Below are 18,752 nucleotides of genomic sequence, written 5' to 3' on the forward strand. Positions count from 1 at the left end.
ATTAGGATGCTTTTTTTATAAAAACTTTTTATTATTATTTAATAAATGCTCAATTTTTTCTAGATTCTTTTTGGTTCCAATTTTTTTAAGTAATTCTAGATGATTTTGATGATGTGTATCAGTACCAACAAAATCATATAAATTTTCTTTTAATAACTGATTGCTAATTTTTTGTACATGTTTCCCATATTGAGGTGTTAACGACAATAAATTTAACTGAAAAAGACAACCAGCTTTTTTAAGTTTATAATAAGCTTCAAAATTATTATGATAAAAATTGTAACGTTCAGGATGTGCTAGAATAGGTTTATATCCTTTTAATTGTATTTCAAATATAATGTCAAATAAATTTAGAGGTGCACTAAAATAAGACATTTCAACAAGAATAAAATTATCTTTTAAAGTAAGGATGTCATCTTTTTCTAGAAGTATAGAAAATTGTTCATCCATCATATATTCAGCAGCAGCATTTATAGAAATATCGTTCATATTTCTTTTTAAAAGCTCTTCTCTGACCTCTTTCAACTTACTTTTAATACTATCAGATGAATTTGGGTACACATCTCCCAAAACATGAGGTGTTGTTATAAAACTCTTAATTCCATAAGAATTCATTTTAGAAATTAATTCTATAGAGCTATTTAAACTCTTTGCACCATCATCAATTCCTGGTAGTAGATGCGAGTGAATATCGACAAAATCTTTAGGAAAAAAATCTACTAAAGGAATCTCTTTTTTTTTGAAAAAAATCATTAAAATTAGTTTTATACAAATTTACAATATTTTAATGCAAACGAAAACGATTGAAGTTTATTCCGCTATTGTATATGCAATTTACTTGTGATATATTTGATAAAACTATTATAATTATGATATTAATTGCTGACGGTGGATCTACAAAAGCAGATTGGATTGCTATAAATAAGGATAAGAATGAAGAGTTTAGAACAAGAACACTTGGTTTAAACCCTGCTATTGTTCCGGAAAAGGAATTGCATAACAGAATTATTAATATGTTTCAATTAATAAACATTAAAGATGAAGTTGAAGAAATTCATTTTTATGGTGCAGGTTGTGGTACAGCAAAACCAATTCAAATTTTAAAAAACATTTTAGAATCTATTTTTGTAAATGCTAAAGTATTTATTGCAGAGGATATGTTAGCAGCTGTTTATGCAGCTTCTGGTAAAGAGCCAGCAATGGTTTGTATTCTTGGTACTGGTTCTAATAGTTGTTATTTTAATGGTACTAATATGGAAATGTTAGTATCTTCATTGGGCTATATCTTAATGGATGAAGCTAGTGGTAATTACTTTGGAAAAAAACTAATTATCGATTATTTTTATGATAATATGCCACAAAGAATTGCACAAAAATTTAATAAAGAATTTAATTTAGATGCAGACTACATAAAAAAGAATCTTTATAGAGAGCCAAACCCTAATATGTATTTAGCTTCATTTGCTAAATTTATGTTCGATTTTAAAGAAGATAAATATATTAAAAGGATTATTAAGAAAGGGTTTCAAGAATTTTTTAAGTATAGGGTATTACCATATAATAAAACTGCAGAAACACCATTGTATTTTATTGGCTCAATAGCTTATTATTTTAGAGATATTTTAGAAAAAATTGCAATTAAGAACAACTTACAAATTACAGATGTTATCCAAAGGCCTATAGATAATTTATTAGAATATCATAAGCATAATATTAATTAATAAGATCTAAAATTCTTTCTAAAGACATTCCTCTAGAACCTTTAATTAAAATTGATTGATGTTCTAGAGGATTATTTTTTATGTAGGTATACAAATCTTTAAAATCTTTAAACTTCTGTAAATCAGTCGATGTATTGTGAAAATGTTCACCCACAAAATACATAGTATCAAAATTTAATTTTGTAGCTAAATCTACAATGTTTTGATGTTCAATTGAACTCTCATTTCCTAATTCAAACATATCTCCAAGAATAATAGTTTTAGATACATCATTAGATTTAGAAAAACTCTCAAGTGCTTCTTGCATACTAGAGGGGTTTGCATTGTAGGCATCTAAAATGATTTTATTAGACTTTTTTTGTAAAATTTGAGATCTATTATTAGTTGGTATATATTTTTCAATAGCGCTCTTTATTTCATTTCCATTTATTTTGAAATAATTACCTATGGTAATTGCTGCTGCAATATTTGTATAATTATAACTACCAATTAAATTACTTTTAATGATTGTGGAATCGTTAGATATTTTTACAAATGGATTTGCTTCTAAAAACTTTAAATTATCATTAAATAGTATTTTCTGAAGATTTTTTGTTTTTTCAATCTGAATTTTATCAGCCGGATTCACAAAAGCAATTTTATTATTTTTCTTTAAGTATTTATATAATTCGCTTTTACCTTTAATAACACCAACAATTCCTCCAAAACCTTCTAAATGAGCTTTGCCAAAATTTGTGATATACCCAAAATCTGGTTCACAAATATTGCAAAGAAATTCAATTTCTTTTTGATGATTAGCTCCCATCTCTACTATACCTATTTCAGTTTTTGGTGTCATAGAGAGTAGGGTTAGAGGAACTCCAATATGGTTATTTAAGTTGCCAATTGTTGCTGTAGTTTTATATTTTTTATTTAAAACAGCATTAATAAGTTCTTTAGTTGTTGTTTTTCCGTTACTACCAGTTAAACCTATAATTGGCGTGTTTAATTTCTTTCTATGAAAGTTTGCCAATTTTTGAAGAGTTTCTAGTACATCATCAACTAAAATAATAGCATCATTAGTTTGGAATTCTTCTTCATCAACAATTGCGTATTTTGCCCCAAGTTTTAACGCTTGTTCGGCAAATTTATTACCGTTAAAATTGTCGCCCTTTAATGCGAAGAAAATAGTGTTTTCTCGAATTTTTCTAGTGTCTGTATCTACTAGATAATATTCTGAATATAATTTATAGATTGCTTCAATTTTCATTTTTTAAATATAAAAAAACCTCATTGTAAAAAGAACAATGAGGTTATATTTTTTATGATATTTATTTTATCTACTTGGATTTCTAACTTTTCTTTTCTTATAAGTCATTGGGCCAACTTTGTCAGTAACACATCTAAAACCTATATAGTTTGTAGCCATGTATTCTGGTAAATATCTTCTTTGTGCAGGATCAAGCCAGTATTCTCTATCAGACCAAGAACCACCTTTGTAAACTCTAGTTCTATCGCTAATAAGAGTTGTTCTCTTTTTAGAATCGTTCACTAAAACTTCATTACCATTAGAGTCAGTTTCTCTAGTTGGTCTTTTTGGTGAATTATACATACTAGGTCTAGAACCAAATTGTTCTTCATCATCTTCATAAAAACGAGAAGAATTTAAGTCTCCATCACCAATATCTGAATTATCAGAAACAGTAAAGTTTCTTCTTAAAGTTGTATCATCTTTAGTAATTGGTATGTATTTTACAGAACCTGGTATTTGTTTTGGTACAATTTTACCATTAGGTAATGTATCATATTCAACTTCAGATCCTTCAGAAGTACCTCCAGCAATAACAACTTTACCATCTTCATTAATCATTTTTTTAGTAAAAATGTTACCTCTAAAATAATTGAAGTCGTTAGCTTCATTGTCTATAATTGGTCTGTAAACATCTGCAACCCATTCTGCCACGTTTCCAGACATGTCATACAATCCAAAACCATTTGGTGGGTATGCTTTAACTCTAATAGGAATATCAGAACCGTCTGAGCTCCATCCAGATAAACCACTGTATTCACCTTGGCCTTGTTTAAAGTTTGCTAATTGATCTCCTCTAAATCTTTTGTTTTTCTCTCTAGAATACTTACCATCCCAAGCATATTTTTTTCTACCTCTAATGTTGTTGTATTCTCTATTTTCAATATTTGCTTTTGCAGCAAATTCCCATTCAGCTTCTGTTGGTAACCTAAATTTCTGACTTAAAATACCATCTGCTTGTGTAATTTTTCTTCCTTGGAATTCTCCTCTATTAACTTTTGAGCCTCTTGTTCTAACTCCACGCTTATAGATTGTTGTATCTCCATCAAATAATTTATCTGAATCTGCTAAAAATACATCTGTATCAAAAAAGTTTCTAATAGAATCATTTTTAAAAATGTTTTCTAAATAGCCTTTATCAATTAAAGTTTTTAAGTTTACAGCATCAGTTCTCCATTTACAATATTGGTTCGCTTGTAACCAACTAACACCAACAACTGGGTAATCTGCATATGCAGGATGACGTAAATAGTTATCAGATAAAATATCTGTATTCCCTAAACTTTTTCTCCAAACCAAAGTGTCTGGTAAAACAGAACTATACACATGCTTGTATTTTTCTTCAGATGGAGGAAAAACTTGTTTCATGTACTGGATATATAGAAAATATTCAGAGTTTGTAACTTCTGTTTCATCCATAAAAAATGAACGAATATGCATTTTCTTTGGCGTTGTGTTCCAATCGAACATAACATCATCTTGCACTTGTCCCATTGTAAAAGAACCTCCTTCAACAGCAACCATACCAAGAGGTGGTTTTTGTCCTTCAAAAGAATTGCCTCTAATAAAGTTACCATTATTTGGGTCGTTAAAAGCTAAACCTGTTAATTTAGATTTACCAGAAGTAGATCTGTTACAGTTAGCTAAAAGCATTGTTGTTAATACAACTAAAGATATTTTTAATATATTTCTCATTTCCTAATTGAAAATTGTTAGGGTTTTTGTTATAGCGATGCAATTTACAATAATTATACATTCAAACAAGTAAATTATAAATTTTAACGCTCCTTTTTTTAGTTCACAAATAATTAAACGATTGCTTTTTAAATTTAGTATAATTTATCTTTATAAGTATTAAAATATCTATAAATATTTTGCGTTATTTGAATACGATTATGAAAAGACATATTTTATTACTTTTTTTTAGCTTTTTTGTACAGATAATTTATTCACAAGTTAGCAATTCTGTGCTTTCTTCTGGAGATTGGTATAAGTTTTCTGTTGATACAACTGGTGTTTTTAAAATAGATAAAAACTTGTTGCAACAAATAGGTGTTTCTACTAATGGTTTAAATCCTAAAAAAATTCATATCTATGGTAATGGTGGTAATTTATTGCCTACTTTAAATTCTGATTTCAGATATGATGATTTACAAGAAAATGCCATATATATTGAAGGAGAAGATGATGGAAGTTTTGATAATTCTGATTTTATTCTCTTTTATGCAAAAGGACCACATGATTGGGACGTTGATGTAGCAAATGAAACAGCAAGACACAGACAAAATATTTATTCGGATGAGGCTTATTACTTTATAACAGTTAACAATAATGATGGAAAGAGAATTCAGCAAAAAGCTCCAATAACTACAAGTGCAAATACCCAAATTACCAATTTTGATGATTTTACTTTTTACGAAAAAGAAGAAAAGAATATCCTAGAAGCTGGTACACAATGGTTTTTTAATAATGATTTAAATATTGAAAACACACAAAATTTTAAAATTCCTTTTCCTAATTCAGTCCCTAATGAAAACCTTAAAATTAGAGTAAGAGGCGTTTCTACTTCTGTTGCTTCATCTACATTAAATGTAACAGCAAATAATATTGATGTTTTTACCCTTACATTTACTCCAGTAAATCCAATTTCATTAACAAAAGCAACAACTTCAGAAAGATTGGGCAGTTTTTTAAACTCTTCTAATGTTGTAGATGTTTCTATAACATATAATAATAATGGCAATCCATCTGCAAATGCATTTTTAGACTTTATAGAAATTATAGGTAAAAAGCAATTACTTGCAGATAGTAAACAGTTTTCTTTTAGAAGTTTTAATCAAGCAAATTCTTCAGGAATAGTAGATTTTCAAATACAAAATGCTAATAATATTTTTCAGGTTTGGGATGTTACAAATTCAATAAACCCAGAAAATATTTCAAATGAAAACACAACTTCTGGTTTTAGTTTTAAAGATAATGCGGGTAGTTTAAAAGAATACATTGTTTTAAATGAGAATGATTTTTATATTCCAAAAACAATTCAAAATGCTAAAGTTGTCAATCAAAATTTACATGGTTTAAAAGACATCAATTATATTGTAATTACAGATTCAGAATTATCTGGTCAAGCACAAAGATTGGCAGATTACCATCAAAATAATTCTAATTTAACTACAAAGGTTGTGCAACTAGATGAGATTTATAATGAGTTCTCTTCAGGTTCTAAAGATATTACTGGAATTAGAGATTTTCTAAAACATGTGTATGTAACCAATTCATCAACAGAAAAAAAACTAAAGTATGTGTGTTTTTTTGGTGATGCTTCTTTCGATTATAAAGATAGAGTTTCAGGAAATAATAATGTTGTTCCTGTAAAATTATCAGAAAGCAGTTTTAATTTGGCAAGCTCTTATGTTACAGACGACTTTTTTGTAATGTTAGATGATAATGAAGGCAATATGCTTTCTTCACATACAATAGATGTTGCATCTAGTAGAATTCCAGTTTCTACAATTACTCAAGCACAAGATGTGGTAGATAAAATTCTTTCTTATTATAGTAAGCAATCTATAGGCGATTGGCGTAATACAATTACTTTATTAGCAGATGATATAGATGAACCTGGTGAAGAAGTTCTTGAGCAAGGTGTAGAATCTATTGCAGATGAAATTAAGGCAAACAAACCTATCTTTAATATCAATAAAATTTATTCTGATGCTTATGTACAGCAAAACTCTTCTGGAGGAGAACGTTACCCAGAAGTAAATAAAGCAATTACAAATGCCATAGAAAAAGGAACTTTAGTTTTCGATTATTTTGGTCATGGAGGAGAAGATGGTTTCGCTTCCGAAAAGATTTTAGATAAACCACAAGTACAAGGTTTTAATAACCCAAATACACTACCTCTTTTAATTACAGTAACTTGCGACTTTTCTAGATTCGACAACCCAAATAGAACTACTGCAGGAGAACTCACTTTATGGAATAAATCTGGTGGAGCAGCAAGTATGATTACCACTACAAGAGAAGTTTTTATTTTTACAGGTCAACGTTTTAATGAAGACTTAATACGAGTTTTATTAGAATTTAATGATGAAGATTTAACCATTTCAGAATCATTAGTAAAAGCAAAAAATCAGTTTTCTAGTACACAAAAATTCTTTATTTATTCTTTTGGAGACCCAGCAATGAAATTGGCAATTCCAGAACCAAATGTTCGTATCACAAAAATGAATGATGTAGATATTACACAATCTTTAGATACTTTAAAAGCACTTTCTAAAGTTCGTTTCGAAGGTGTAGTTGTAGATAATTCTGATGCAGTTTTAACTGATTTTAATGGCTCTTTATCTACCACAGTTTTCGATAAATCTTTAAATAAGACAACTTTAGATAATGATGGTTTTGGAATTAAAATGACTTTCGATACACAAGATAGTAAATTGTTTAGAGGTAAATCTACCATAGAAAAGGGTACTTTTAAATTCGATTTTATTGTGCCAAAAGATATTAAAATAGCTTACGGAAAAGGAAAATTGAGTTTTTACGCAGAAAATGGAGAAACAGATAAAGCAGGATATAATTTTGATGTTGTAGTTGGAGGTATTGATGAAAACGCACCAGATGATACTTTGGGACCAGAAATAAAACTATTTATGAATGATGAATCTTTTATAGATGGTGGTAATACAAACGCCTCTCCTAATTTAATAGCTGTTTTATCAGACGCAAGCGGAATAAATACATCTATTACAGCTGTAGATCATGATATTGTAGGTATTTTAGATGGAGATACTACAAACCCAATAATTTTAAATGATTTTTATCAAACAGAATTAAACGATTTTACCAACGGAAAGGTAAATTACAGATTAAGAGATTTAGAAGTTGGGCCACATGTATTAAAAATAAAAGCTTGGGACACGTACAATAATTCATCCGAAGCAACGTTAAACTTCGTGGTTGTAAGCGATGCTATATTAAATTTAGAAAACGTTTTAAATTATCCAAATCCTTTTGTAAATTACACAGAATTTTGGTTCAACCATAACAAACCTAATGAACCATTAGAAGTTCAAGTACAAATTTTTACTGTTTCTGGTAAATTGGTAAAAACAATCAACCAAAATATACAAACAACTGGTAATTTAGCTAGAAGTATTACATGGAATGGACTGGACGATTTTGGAAATAAAATAGGAAAAGGAGTCTATATATATAAGTTAAAAGTAAAATCAACAATTAGCAATTTAGTATCAGAGAAGTACGAAAAATTAGTAATACTTCAATAAAAGTTACATATTTGCAATATAAATTAAGAAGATTAAAGAATGAAAAAAGCAGGAATTTATATTTTAATTTGCATTTTCGGAATAGCAAAAATTAACGCACAAACAGAAATTGATACAAGAGAAGTTGGCGGAATAACAACAGCAATGCCGTTTCTTTTAATTATTCCAGATGCAAGAGCAGGTGGAATGGGAGATATTGGTGTGGCAACTTCTGCAGATGCTTTTTCACTGTTTCATAATCCATCTAAAATGGCATTTAGTAACAGACAAGTAAAAGCTGGTATTACATATTCTCCATGGTTACGTAATTTAACAGATGATATTTTTACAGGAAGTTTAGCGTACATGAACCGTTTTAGCGAAAATGCAGCTTGGGGAGCAGATTTAAAATATTTTTCTTTAGGACAAATAGACTTAACAGATAGCCAAGGAAATTCTAACGGAACAATTAACCCAAATGAATTGGCATTAACAGGTTCTTATGCATTAAAATTAAGTGAAACTTTTTCTATGGGAGTTTCTTTAAAATATTTGCGTTCTAATTTAACACTTACAGGAGTTCAGGGAAATTTACAACCAATAAACTCTTTTGCTGTGGATGTTTCTGGATATTACCAATCTTTAGAGGAAAACTACGGAAACTTTAACGGACGTTACAGGTTAGGTTTTAATATTGCTAATATTGGGCCAAAAGTATCTTACGTTCCAGGAACTGACCAAGACGATTTCATTCCAACAAACTTAAAATTAGGTGGTGGTTTCGATTTTATTTTAGACGATTATAACATCATTTCTACTAATATTGAATTCACAAAACTATTAGTTCCAAGTCCACAACCAGATGGTTCAGACCAAGATAAAGGTTGGATTGAAGGAATTTTTAGTTCTTTTGGAGATGCTCCAGGAGGTTCTAGTGAAGAAATTAAAGAATTTACATATGCCTTAGGGGCAGAATACCTTTATAATAATGCTTTTGCTTTAAGAGCAGGTTATTTTCATGAAAGTGAAACAAAAGGAAATAGACAATTTTTTACTTTAGGTGGAGGGTTTAAAACCAATGCATTAAATATTGATTTATCCTATTTAATCAATTCTTCAGATGTAAATAATCCCTTAGAAAACTCACTTCGTTTTTCTTTATCTTTTGATTTAGGAGAAGTTTTCGAAGATTATTAAAAGTCGATAAAATTTAGTAAGTTTATAAAATATTTAAAAGCAGTCATTAAAAGACTGCTTTTTTTGACTAAAATAGTTTGTATGAAAAAAATAGAAGTTTCAGCATCAGCAGAAATTTATAAAGATGTTTCAGAACTTTCATCAGAAGATAAAATGCTGATGGAAAAAGCAATAGAAATAAGAAAAACGGCATATGCACCTTACTCTAAATTTAATGTTGGTGCAGCATTGTTGTTAGAGAATAACGAAGTTGTTTTAGGAAACAACCAAGAAAGTGCAGCATATCCTTCAGGAATGTGTGCAGAAAGAGTCGCTATTTGGAAAGCGGGTTCTAGTTTTCCAGGAATTAAAATTAAAAAACTAGCAATTTCTGCAAGTTCATCTATTACAAAAGTAGACAAACCTGTTGGGCCTTGTGGAGCTTGTAGACAAACGTTATCAGAATACGAAATAAATCAGAAACAACCTTTCCCCGTAATTTTTATGGGAGAAGTTGGTGAAATAGTTAAAACAGAATCGTTACTTTCTTTGTTACCTTTTTCTTTTGATAGCTCATATCTATAATGAAACCAGATATTTCTTCACGTAAAGACATTAAATTTATCATAACAAAGTTTTACGATTTGTTATTGGTTGATGAAAAAATGATTCCATTTTTCGAAGACATTGTTTCACAAAATCATTTAGAAGAACATTTAGAAGTTATTTCAGATTTTTGGAATGATATTTTATTTGACACAGCAACCTACAAGAACAATACCATGCAAAAACATTTAGATAAAAATGCTTTTGTAAAGTTCCAAAAAGAACATTTCACCATTTGGACATCGTATTTATTTGAAACAATTGATGCTAATTTCGATGGTGAAATTTCCCACAATATGAAGAATAGGGCAAGATCTATTGGGACAGTTATGCAATTAAAAATGGGACTTTACAAAGACTAATTCTGTTTTTGTTTTTTTGAACTTCGTTTTTAAGTAAAACAGCATTCAACATTAAAGTCAAAAAACAGTACTTTTAAAAAAAGCAATATTTATAATGATTTCATCAAAAATAACAGGTACTGGTACTTATATTCCATCAATTCAAAAAGAAAATGCTGCATTTGCTAATGAACATTTTTTAAATGAAGATGGTTCTACCTTCTCATCAGAGAATGAAATTATTATAGATAAGTTTAAAACCATTACTGGTATAGAAGAAAGACGTTATTCAAAACCAGAATATACTACTTCAGACCTGGCATTTTTTGCTTCACAAAAAGCAATAGAAGATGCAAAAGTAAATCCAGAAGAATTAGATTATATCATATTAGCTCACAATTTTGGAGACGTAAAACAAGGAGCTATCCAAAGTGACATTCTTCCAAGTTTAGCAACAAGGGTTAAATACAGATTAGGTATAGAAAACCCGAACTGTGTTGCTTACGATATTCTTTTTGGTTGCCCAGGTTGGGTAGAAGGAGTTATACAAGCACAAGCATTTATAAAAGCAGGAATTGCAAAAAAATGTTTGGTAATAGGTGCAGAAACATTGTCTAGGGTTATTGATAAACATGATAGAGATTCTATGATTTTTAGTGATGGAGCAGGAGCTTGTATTGTAGAAGAAACAAACGATTCTGATTCTGGAATTTTAAGTCATGCAACACAAACTTTTTCAAAAGAAGAAGCTAATTATTTATATTTCGGAAAATCATTTAATAACGAAGAAGATAAAAATGTACGTTATATAAAAATGTTAGGACGTAAGATTTATGAATTTGCTATTACTAAAGTTCCTGCTGCAATGAAAATTGCATTAGATAAAAGTGGAGTTGATATAGACGATGTTAAGAAGATTTTTATTCATCAAGCCAATGAAAAAATGGATGAAGCCATTATAAAAAGGTTTTATAGGTTGTATAAGAAGAAAACGCCAGAAGACATTATGCCTATGAGTATTCATAAATTAGGTAATAGTTCTGTGGCAACAGTACCAACATTATTAGACTTGGTTTTAAAAGGAAAGATAGACAATCACCAAGTAAATAAAGGAGATGTAATTATTTTTGCCTCTGTTGGAGCAGGTATGAATATTAACGCTATTGTATATAGATACTAAATTTTCACTACAAATTATTTCATATTTTCAACGAATTCTAATTAATCGTAAAAAATCCTAATTTTCAGTATTAAAATTTAATCTGAAATAGTATTTTTGCGCATGCAACAAGACCACGTACTTATTTTAGATTTCGGTTCGCAATACACACAACTAATTGCGAGAAGAGTAAGAGAATTAAACATTTATTGTGAAATTCATCCTTATAACAAACCACCACAAAACTCATCAGATTTTAAAGCTGTAATTTTATCAGGAAGTCCAAATTCTGTTAGAGGAGAAAATGTTTTACATCCAGATTTATCAGAAATTAAAGGGAAAAAACCTGTATTAGCAGTTTGTTATGGTGCACAGTATTTAGCACATTTTTCTGGCGGAAAAGTGGCACCTTCTAACACTAGAGAATATGGTAGAGCAAATTTATCATTTATAAAAAATAATGAAATTTTCTTTGAAAACATTTCTGAAGGAAGCCAAGTTTGGATGAGTCATTCTGATACAATTAAAGAGCTGCCAACAAATGGCACACTTTTGGCAAGTACAAAAGATGTACAAAACGCAGCTTATAAAATTGATGGAGAAGATACTTTTGCAATACAATTTCATCCAGAAGTATATCACTCTAAAGATGGAAAACAACTATTAGAAAACTTTTTAGTAAAGATTGCTAATGTTGCCCAAACATGGACTCCAGATTCTTTTGTTGAAGCTACTGTTGCATCAATAAAAGAAAAAGTAGGAAATGATAAAGTTGTTTTAGGACTTTCTGGAGGTGTAGATTCTACAGTTGCAGCAGTTTTGTTAAACAAAGCAATTGGCGAAAACCTGTATTGTATTTTTGTTAATAACGGACTTTTAAGAAAAAATGAGTTCGAAAGTGTGTTAGCGCAATACGAAGGTATGGGTTTAAACGTTAAAGGTGTAGATGCATCCGATCGTTTTTTATCTGCTTTAGCAAATTTGTCTGATCCAGAGAAGAAAAGAAAAGCAATTGGTAACGCATTTATAGAGGTTTTTGATGATGAAGCACATCAAATAAAAGATGTAAAATGGTTAGCTCAAGGTACTATTTATCCAGATGTAATTGAATCAGTTTCTGTAAACGGTGGTCCATCAGCAACTATTAAAAGTCATCATAATGTTGGAGGTTTACCAGATTTTATGAAATTGAAGATTGTAGAACCTTTAAGAATGATTTTTAAAGACGAGGTTAGAAGAGTAGGAGCTTCAATGGGAATTGATCCAGAATTATTAGGACGTCATCCTTTTCCTGGTCCAGGTTTGGCCATCAGAATTCTGGGAGATGTTACACCAGAAAAAGTTCGTATTTTACAAGAAGTAGATGCTATCTTTATTAACGGATTAAGAGAAGATGGTTTGTACGATAAAGTATGGCAAGCAGGTGCAATGTTACTTCCTGTAAACTCTGTTGGAGTAATGGGAGATGAAAGAACATATGAAAAAGTAGTAGCTTTAAGAGCAGTAGAAAGTACAGATGGAATGACGGCAGATTGGGTAAATTTACCTTATGAATTTTTGCAAAAAACGTCAAACAAAATTATAAATAATGTAAAAGGTGTAAACAGAGTTGTTTATGATATTAGCTCTAAACCACCTGCAACTATAGAATGGGAATAAAATATATGAAACATTTAAAGTTTTTTGTTTTTCTGTGTATCTTAACGTTTACAGTTTCTTGTGGACAACAGAAAAAGTACGTAGAATATAAGGTTAAAGAAGGTGAAACAATGCGAAGCATTGCAAAAAATCTAGACATAAAAACGAAAGATTTATTGCGTTTAAACCCAGATGTTAGTAGAAAACCAGATGCAAATACGGTTATTGTAGTTCCTAATAAAAAAATGACAAAAACCTCTAAAAAGGTTAAAGAAACAGAAACAATAACAATAACAGAAGAAACTACAGAAGAAAAAACAATTAATGAGGTAAAAGAAACTAAAGACAATCTTTTAGAAGAACTTAAGAAGAACTTTGTTGTTTATGAAGTTAAAAAAGGTGATACTTTTTACAGTTTAACTCGTTTCTATAATGTTACTCAAGAAAACTTAACATCTTTAAACCCTGAATTATCAGAAGGATTAAAAACTGGGCAAATTATAAAAATTAAGGCAATTGAAGACGGAGAAGATGTAGAGAACTCTATTTACGAAGATTTTATTGAAGATGATATTTCTTTAAAAGTTGCGTTATTATTACCTTTTAAAACTAGTGAATTTGATTCTATTTCTCATAAAAATATCTTTAGTAAAAGTACATTAGCAAATATTGTTACAGATTTTTACTTAGGAGCAGAGGTTGCTGTAGATTCTATCAGAAAACAAGGTGTTAATGTAGTATTAAATGTTTTTGATACTGAAAAAAATAGCACAAAAATAAGAGAAATTCTTGCAGAAAATGATCTAGATAAAAATGATGTAATTATTGGACCTTTATATTCCGAAGAAGCAGAAATAGTAGCAGGTAAAGTAAAAAAACCAGTAGTATTTCCTGTATATTCTAAACAACAATCTAAATTTTCATCATCAAAATTAATAAAAACAGCTCCAGAGAAAGAAATTTTTAGAGACGAATTAGTTGCTTACATAAAAGACAATTTTAATACAGGCAACCTTATTGTTGTTGGAGATGGAAACTCTAGTTCTAATATTGCTAGTAATGGTATTATACAGTCTTTAGAAGCGCATGATTCTATTTCTAAAGTTCATTTATTAAAACCTAAAAATGGCTATATAGATAAAGAGCGTTTTTTAAAAATATTAAAGCCAAATGAAAAAAATTGGGTAATCTTAACAACCAATGACAATGTTATGGTAGCAGATGCTATTAATAGTCTAATAAGTTTACCAGATTCTACAAGTGTAAAAGTTTTTACTTATGATAAAGGAAAATCTTTTGACAGAATAGATAATTTGAAGTTGGCAAAAATTGGTTTTACGTATGTTAGTGATGAATATATAGATGAAGCATCTCATACAACACAATTATTTAACAAGCAGTATTTTAATAAGAACAAAGCTTTACCATCTTATTACGCAACCAAAGGTTTTGATATTACTTACGATATTTTAATAAGGTTGGCTTCTGGCGAAAATCTAAAAGCAACGTTTAAAGAAGGTGCTTCTTTTAGAGTAGAAAGTAAGTTCGATTATACCAGTAAACTTTTTGGAGTTTCAGAAAACAAAGGCTTATTTATAGTACAATATAATGATGATTTAAGTTTAACGAGGTTAAAGTAATTTTATGATCCTCATTAAATAAAATTGATAAATATATAGAACTAAAAAATCCGCTTTTCAGCGGATTTTTTTTATATCAATACAAACGAGGAATTAAATTTTCTTCATCTGATTTTTCATCATTGTCATTTGTTCTTTTAACATACCGTGTTTGTCTAACTTTTTAGCTTCTGCCATTAAGTTTGTAGCTTCACGTTTACGTCTTTTAGTCATTGCTATTCCTGCCAATTGCAGTTTTGCCATTGCCATATCATGATCCATTGCTAAACCTAACTTTACAGCTTTTCTTAAATATTTTTCAGCTTGAGTAATATTAGTTTGACTTAATATAATACCGTGTAAATAATTATAATATCCTTGTTGTTTTACTATTAATGCAGCTTCAGGGTTTTTAATATAACCTAACCACTTTTTTGTTCCTTCAAAATTTTGTTTACGTAACTGTAAAAAAGCTAATAAGATAAACTCATTTTTAAAGTATAATAAGATAAAAATTCCAGCTAATAATAAGATAGAAATTCCGTTCATTATATTTCCTTGACTAAATTGATATACAGACCAAACTGTAATTAAACCTGCTATTATTAATTTTATATTTTTATGAAACATTGTGTTTGTTATGATTTATTTTGAGGTGCAAAAATACATTTTCTTATGAAAATATTTAGTGACTTGTCTTTAAAATTATTTTTTGTAAAATTTTCGGTATTTAATGTAAGCGAAAGTTCCTAGTACAGCAACAAAACATATTGAATAATAAGCAGATGCAGGTGTAATAACTCTATCTCCACTTGCATAAGAATGTAAACCAGATAAATAGAAGTTAACACCAAAAAATGTCATCATAATAGAAAAATATGCAATTATAGACCATAAATTAAATGTATACCTACCTCTTAAACCTGGTATTAAACGCATGTGTAAAACAAATGCATATATCATAATAGAAATAAGTGCCCAAGTTTCTTTTGGATCCCATCCCCAATAACGTCCCCAACTTTCATTTGCCCACATTCCGCCAAGAAAGTTACCAATAGTCAACATTATTAAACCAACAGTAATTGCCATTTCATTAATAATGGTAATTTCTTTAATGTTTAAATCCATTTTCTTCTTATTCTTTTCATTGGTAAAAGCCATTAAAAAGAGAGCGAAAACACCTAAAATCATTCCTAAAGAAACTGGTCCGTAACTAGCAACAATAATAGAGGTATGTACTAAAAGCCACCAAGAATTTAAAACTGGTTGTAAGTTTGCTATTTCTGGATCTAACCAGTTTTGATGTGCAAACCCCAAGGTAATTGCCACTAAAAAAGCAGTTGCTGTAATTGTTAATGCAGATTTTCTTCCAATGAAAAGACCAAAAAACATTGTTGCCCAAGCCACAAAAATTATAGATTCATAAGCATTACTCCAAGGTGCATTTCCACTAATATACCAGCGTGAAATTAAACCAAGTGTGTGGAAAATAAATAAACCAACAACAATTGCAATTAAGACCTTAACAACAGTATTAATCCATTTTTTAGAAGTGAAAATTTGCCAAATCACAAAAACGATTAAAAACAAACTAACAAAGCCATAATATTTTGCAAGTCTTTGAAAAGGTAAAATTTTATTATAGCTAATTTCTAAATCTATTTTTCTTTCAGAAGGATATACATCTGCACCAAATTTTTTCTGAAACTTTTTAATTCCGTCTAAAATCTTATTAGCTTCAGTATAATCGTTAGTCTTTTTTGCGTCTTGCAAAAATTGAATATAAACCGGTAAAGATTGCTTTACAAAAACAGAATCTGTTCCTTTAAAGTTAGCTTGGTCACCTTCTGGTCTAGATACCCATTTGTTATTATCGTCATTTGGTATTGGATAAATTTTTAAAATTCCACCTCCAATGGCACTGTATAACAAACCAATTCTTCTATCTATTTTTATAAGGTCTTTTTCAAATTTATTTTGAACCTTTTTCTTTTGAGCTTCTGCTACTTTTTCTCGAATTTTATATTCGCCACTACTTGGCACAATAAAATCAGACAGGCTAGCATATGCTGCGTCTTCATCTATTCCTATAAATTCTCTTATTTCTTTATTTTGTTTTTCTAAATAAATTACAGGAACTTCAAACCAAAGTCTTGGGTTTTCTATGATAGATAATAAAACCTGGCTAGGTTCCATACCTTTAAACTTTTCTGTTTTACTTACTTTTCTAACCAATTCAGAAGCAAAAGTATGAGCTGGCTTCATTCTACCATTATCTTGTATAACCAGTTTATTAAAGCTTTCTGCATGCTTTGCATCCACCATATTGGCTTGTAGAATAGAATCTATTTGTTGGTTAGTAATTTTTTCTACTTGATGATTTGTATGTTGTGCAAATGTAAAAGTTGATAAGAATAGGGCTCCAACAAGAGACATTGTTAATTTCTTCTTTCTAATTTTCTTTAAACCGTTTTTCAAATCATCAAAACGTGTATTTTTAGCAAAAAGAATACAAATTAAACCTGTGTAAAGTAACGAATATCCTAAATATGTAATAAAAGTTCCCCAAAAATCATGATTTACTGAAAGGTGTGTTTCTTCAGTTTCACCAGATAAGTCATAACTAGATTGAAAAAACTTATATCCTTTATGATCTAAAATATGATTCATGAAAATTCTATAATCAAACTTTTCTTCTCCGTCAATAACAGTAACTTCGCTTGCGTAAGAAGCTGCACTTTCTGAACCAGGATATTTTTCTAACTGAAAATCATTCAACTTAATACTAAAAGGAGTTTGCATTGTCTTTGCTCCATACCATAGTCTAAAGTTTAAACCTCCAATTGCTATTTCTTCTGCATTATCACTGCTAAATTTACCTCCAGTAAGTTCAATTCTTTTAGTGTCGTTATTTGCAGTGATATCTAAAATAATTACGTCTAATTTTTTATCATCTTTTGGCCCACTAACTGTTTTCATAATTCCTTTTTCTGCTGGCCTAGGAACCACAAATTGTAAACCAGCAATATTGTGTAAGGTTAAATATTGAAAATTTTGTACGGAGTCTTTTGTTATTTTCCCTCTTTTTTGATCTGCCATTCTAAACCAATCGCCGTCAGATTTAGTGGTCATTTTAAGAATGTTATTTTCTGTTTTAAAGTTGATAGATGCATTTTCATCAGTGGCATTAAAACCCACTAAAATTCCATGTATATTTTGTAAAGTTCCTTTTTTAATCCAATGTTCGTGTCTTGTACCTTCTGAAGATTCAACAAAAAATAGATGTTCAACACCATTTTCATCCTCTATTAATTTCCTTTCTGCCCAAGGGATATAATCAACTAAATTAACATTGTAATCTGTACCTTTAAATTCATCTGAGAAAGACCAATTATTTTTTCCCCAAGCAGATAACATAATTTCTTTATGCTTGGTTTTTTGAACTTTACTATTGTCCACAATAACATTTACATAGGTAGTTTCAGATAAATATTCATTGGTAGTTTCTCCTTCATTAATTAACATAATACCTTCGTGCCCAATGTATCTAGTAACAGCTGCCCCTATTAAAATGAATAAAAAAGCTCCGTGAAACATTAGAACAGCCCATTTTTCTTTTTTATACAATCGATATCTAAAAATGTTACCAAAAAAGTTAAAGATAAAGAAAGCCATAATTGCTTCGAACCACCAAGCATTATAAACTAACGCTTTAGATGTTTGAGTTCCGTAATCATTTTCTATGAAAGTGGCAATACCCATTGCTGTTGCAAAAACTATAAATAAAACAGCTGTAAGACGTGTAGAGTAGAGGAAATTTAATATATTTTTCATCCTTTTTGAAATGCTTTTTATAAGAGTTACAAATTTAAGCATAAAAGCACAAATTTACTTACTGATAGCAGTATATTTATGTGTTAAATAATTATAAAAC

Annotated in this window: 13 protein-coding genes; 8 read left to right on the forward strand and 5 right to left on the reverse strand. The window is 29.4% G+C overall.

Features of this window, described 5'->3' with window-relative positions:
* Positions 1-15: 15 nt before the first annotated feature.
* Positions 16-753, reverse strand: coding sequence for a tyrosine-protein phosphatase (locus tag H9W90_RS01315; RefSeq protein WP_187482688.1), 738 nt, complete (start codon positions 751-753; stop codon positions 16-18).
* Between the two features lie 116 nt (positions 754-869).
* Here H9W90_RS01315 and H9W90_RS01320 point away from each other — a divergent pair, with 116 nt between their 5' ends.
* The gene (locus tag H9W90_RS01320) at positions 870-1,721 is read left to right on the forward strand and encodes an N-acetylglucosamine kinase (protein WP_187482689.1); all 852 of its coding nucleotides are present in this window, start codon (positions 870-872) and stop codon (positions 1,719-1,721) included.
* On the opposite strand, the gene H9W90_RS01325 is transcribed toward H9W90_RS01320, so the two are convergent.
* Entirely contained in the window at positions 1,714-2,970 is a 1,257-nt protein-coding gene (locus H9W90_RS01325; RefSeq protein WP_187482690.1) for a UDP-N-acetylmuramoyl-tripeptide--D-alanyl-D-alanine ligase, read from the reverse strand. The two genes, H9W90_RS01320 and H9W90_RS01325, sit on opposite strands and share 8 nt — an antisense overlap.
* Positions 2,971-3,036: 66 nt before the next feature.
* Positions 3,037-4,704 (reverse strand): gliding motility lipoprotein GldJ, encoded by a 1,668-nt coding sequence (gene gldJ, locus H9W90_RS01330; protein ID WP_187482691.1) that lies wholly within the window; start codon positions 4,702-4,704, stop codon positions 3,037-3,039.
* A gap of 200 nt (positions 4,705-4,904) precedes the next feature.
* Here gldJ and porU point away from each other — a divergent pair, with 200 nt between their 5' ends.
* The 7 genes from porU to H9W90_RS01365 all read left to right on the forward strand — a co-directional run bounded on the left by porU (position 4,905) and on the right by H9W90_RS01365 (position 14,839).
* Positions 4,905-8,300, forward strand: coding sequence for a type IX secretion system sortase PorU (gene porU / locus H9W90_RS01335; protein WP_187482692.1), 3,396 nt, complete (start codon positions 4,905-4,907; stop codon positions 8,298-8,300).
* Between the two features lie 39 nt (positions 8,301-8,339).
* Positions 8,340-9,476, forward strand: a complete 1,137-nt coding sequence (gene porV, locus H9W90_RS01340; RefSeq protein ID WP_187482693.1) for a type IX secretion system outer membrane channel protein PorV — start codon at positions 8,340-8,342, stop codon at positions 9,474-9,476.
* Between the two features lie 81 nt (positions 9,477-9,557).
* Positions 9,558-10,040: a cytidine deaminase gene (cdd, locus tag H9W90_RS01345; RefSeq protein ID WP_187482694.1), complete on the forward strand. Its 483-nt coding sequence runs from the start codon at positions 9,558-9,560 to the stop codon at positions 10,038-10,040.
* The gene (locus tag H9W90_RS01350) at positions 10,040-10,423 is read left to right on the forward strand and encodes a group III truncated hemoglobin (RefSeq protein WP_187482695.1); all 384 of its coding nucleotides are present in this window, start codon (positions 10,040-10,042) and stop codon (positions 10,421-10,423) included. Before cdd ends, H9W90_RS01350 begins: the two co-directional genes overlap by 1 nt.
* A gap of 94 nt (positions 10,424-10,517) precedes the next feature.
* A complete protein-coding gene (locus H9W90_RS01355) occupies positions 10,518-11,582 on the forward strand; it encodes a 3-oxoacyl-ACP synthase III family protein (protein WP_187482696.1) in 1,065 nt (354 codons plus the stop codon).
* A gap of 102 nt (positions 11,583-11,684) precedes the next feature.
* Complete coding sequence (gene guaA, locus H9W90_RS01360; protein ID WP_187482697.1) at positions 11,685-13,220, forward strand: glutamine-hydrolyzing GMP synthase; 1,536 nt, start codon at positions 11,685-11,687, stop codon at positions 13,218-13,220.
* A gap of 5 nt (positions 13,221-13,225) precedes the next feature.
* Positions 13,226-14,839, forward strand: a complete 1,614-nt coding sequence (locus H9W90_RS01365) for an amino acid ABC transporter substrate-binding protein (protein WP_254712514.1) — start codon at positions 13,226-13,228, stop codon at positions 14,837-14,839.
* A gap of 93 nt (positions 14,840-14,932) precedes the next feature.
* Here H9W90_RS01365 and H9W90_RS01370 read toward each other — a convergent pair whose 3' ends face one another.
* Together H9W90_RS01370 and H9W90_RS01375 are read right to left on the reverse strand one after the other, a co-directional pair.
* Positions 14,933-15,448 carry a DUF2892 domain-containing protein gene (locus H9W90_RS01370; RefSeq protein WP_187482699.1) on the reverse strand — a complete coding sequence of 172 codons (516 nt, stop codon included), beginning with the start codon at positions 15,446-15,448 and terminating at the stop codon, positions 14,933-14,935.
* A 75-nt stretch (positions 15,449-15,523) separates the two neighbouring features.
* Entirely contained in the window at positions 15,524-18,652 is a 3,129-nt protein-coding gene (locus H9W90_RS01375) for a cytochrome c biogenesis protein (protein ID WP_187482700.1), read from the reverse strand.
* Positions 18,653-18,752 lie beyond the last annotated feature (100 nt).

This window comes from Polaribacter pectinis (assembly GCF_014352875.1).
GTDB classification, from domain to species: Bacteria; Bacteroidota; Bacteroidia; order Flavobacteriales; family Flavobacteriaceae; genus Polaribacter; species Polaribacter pectinis.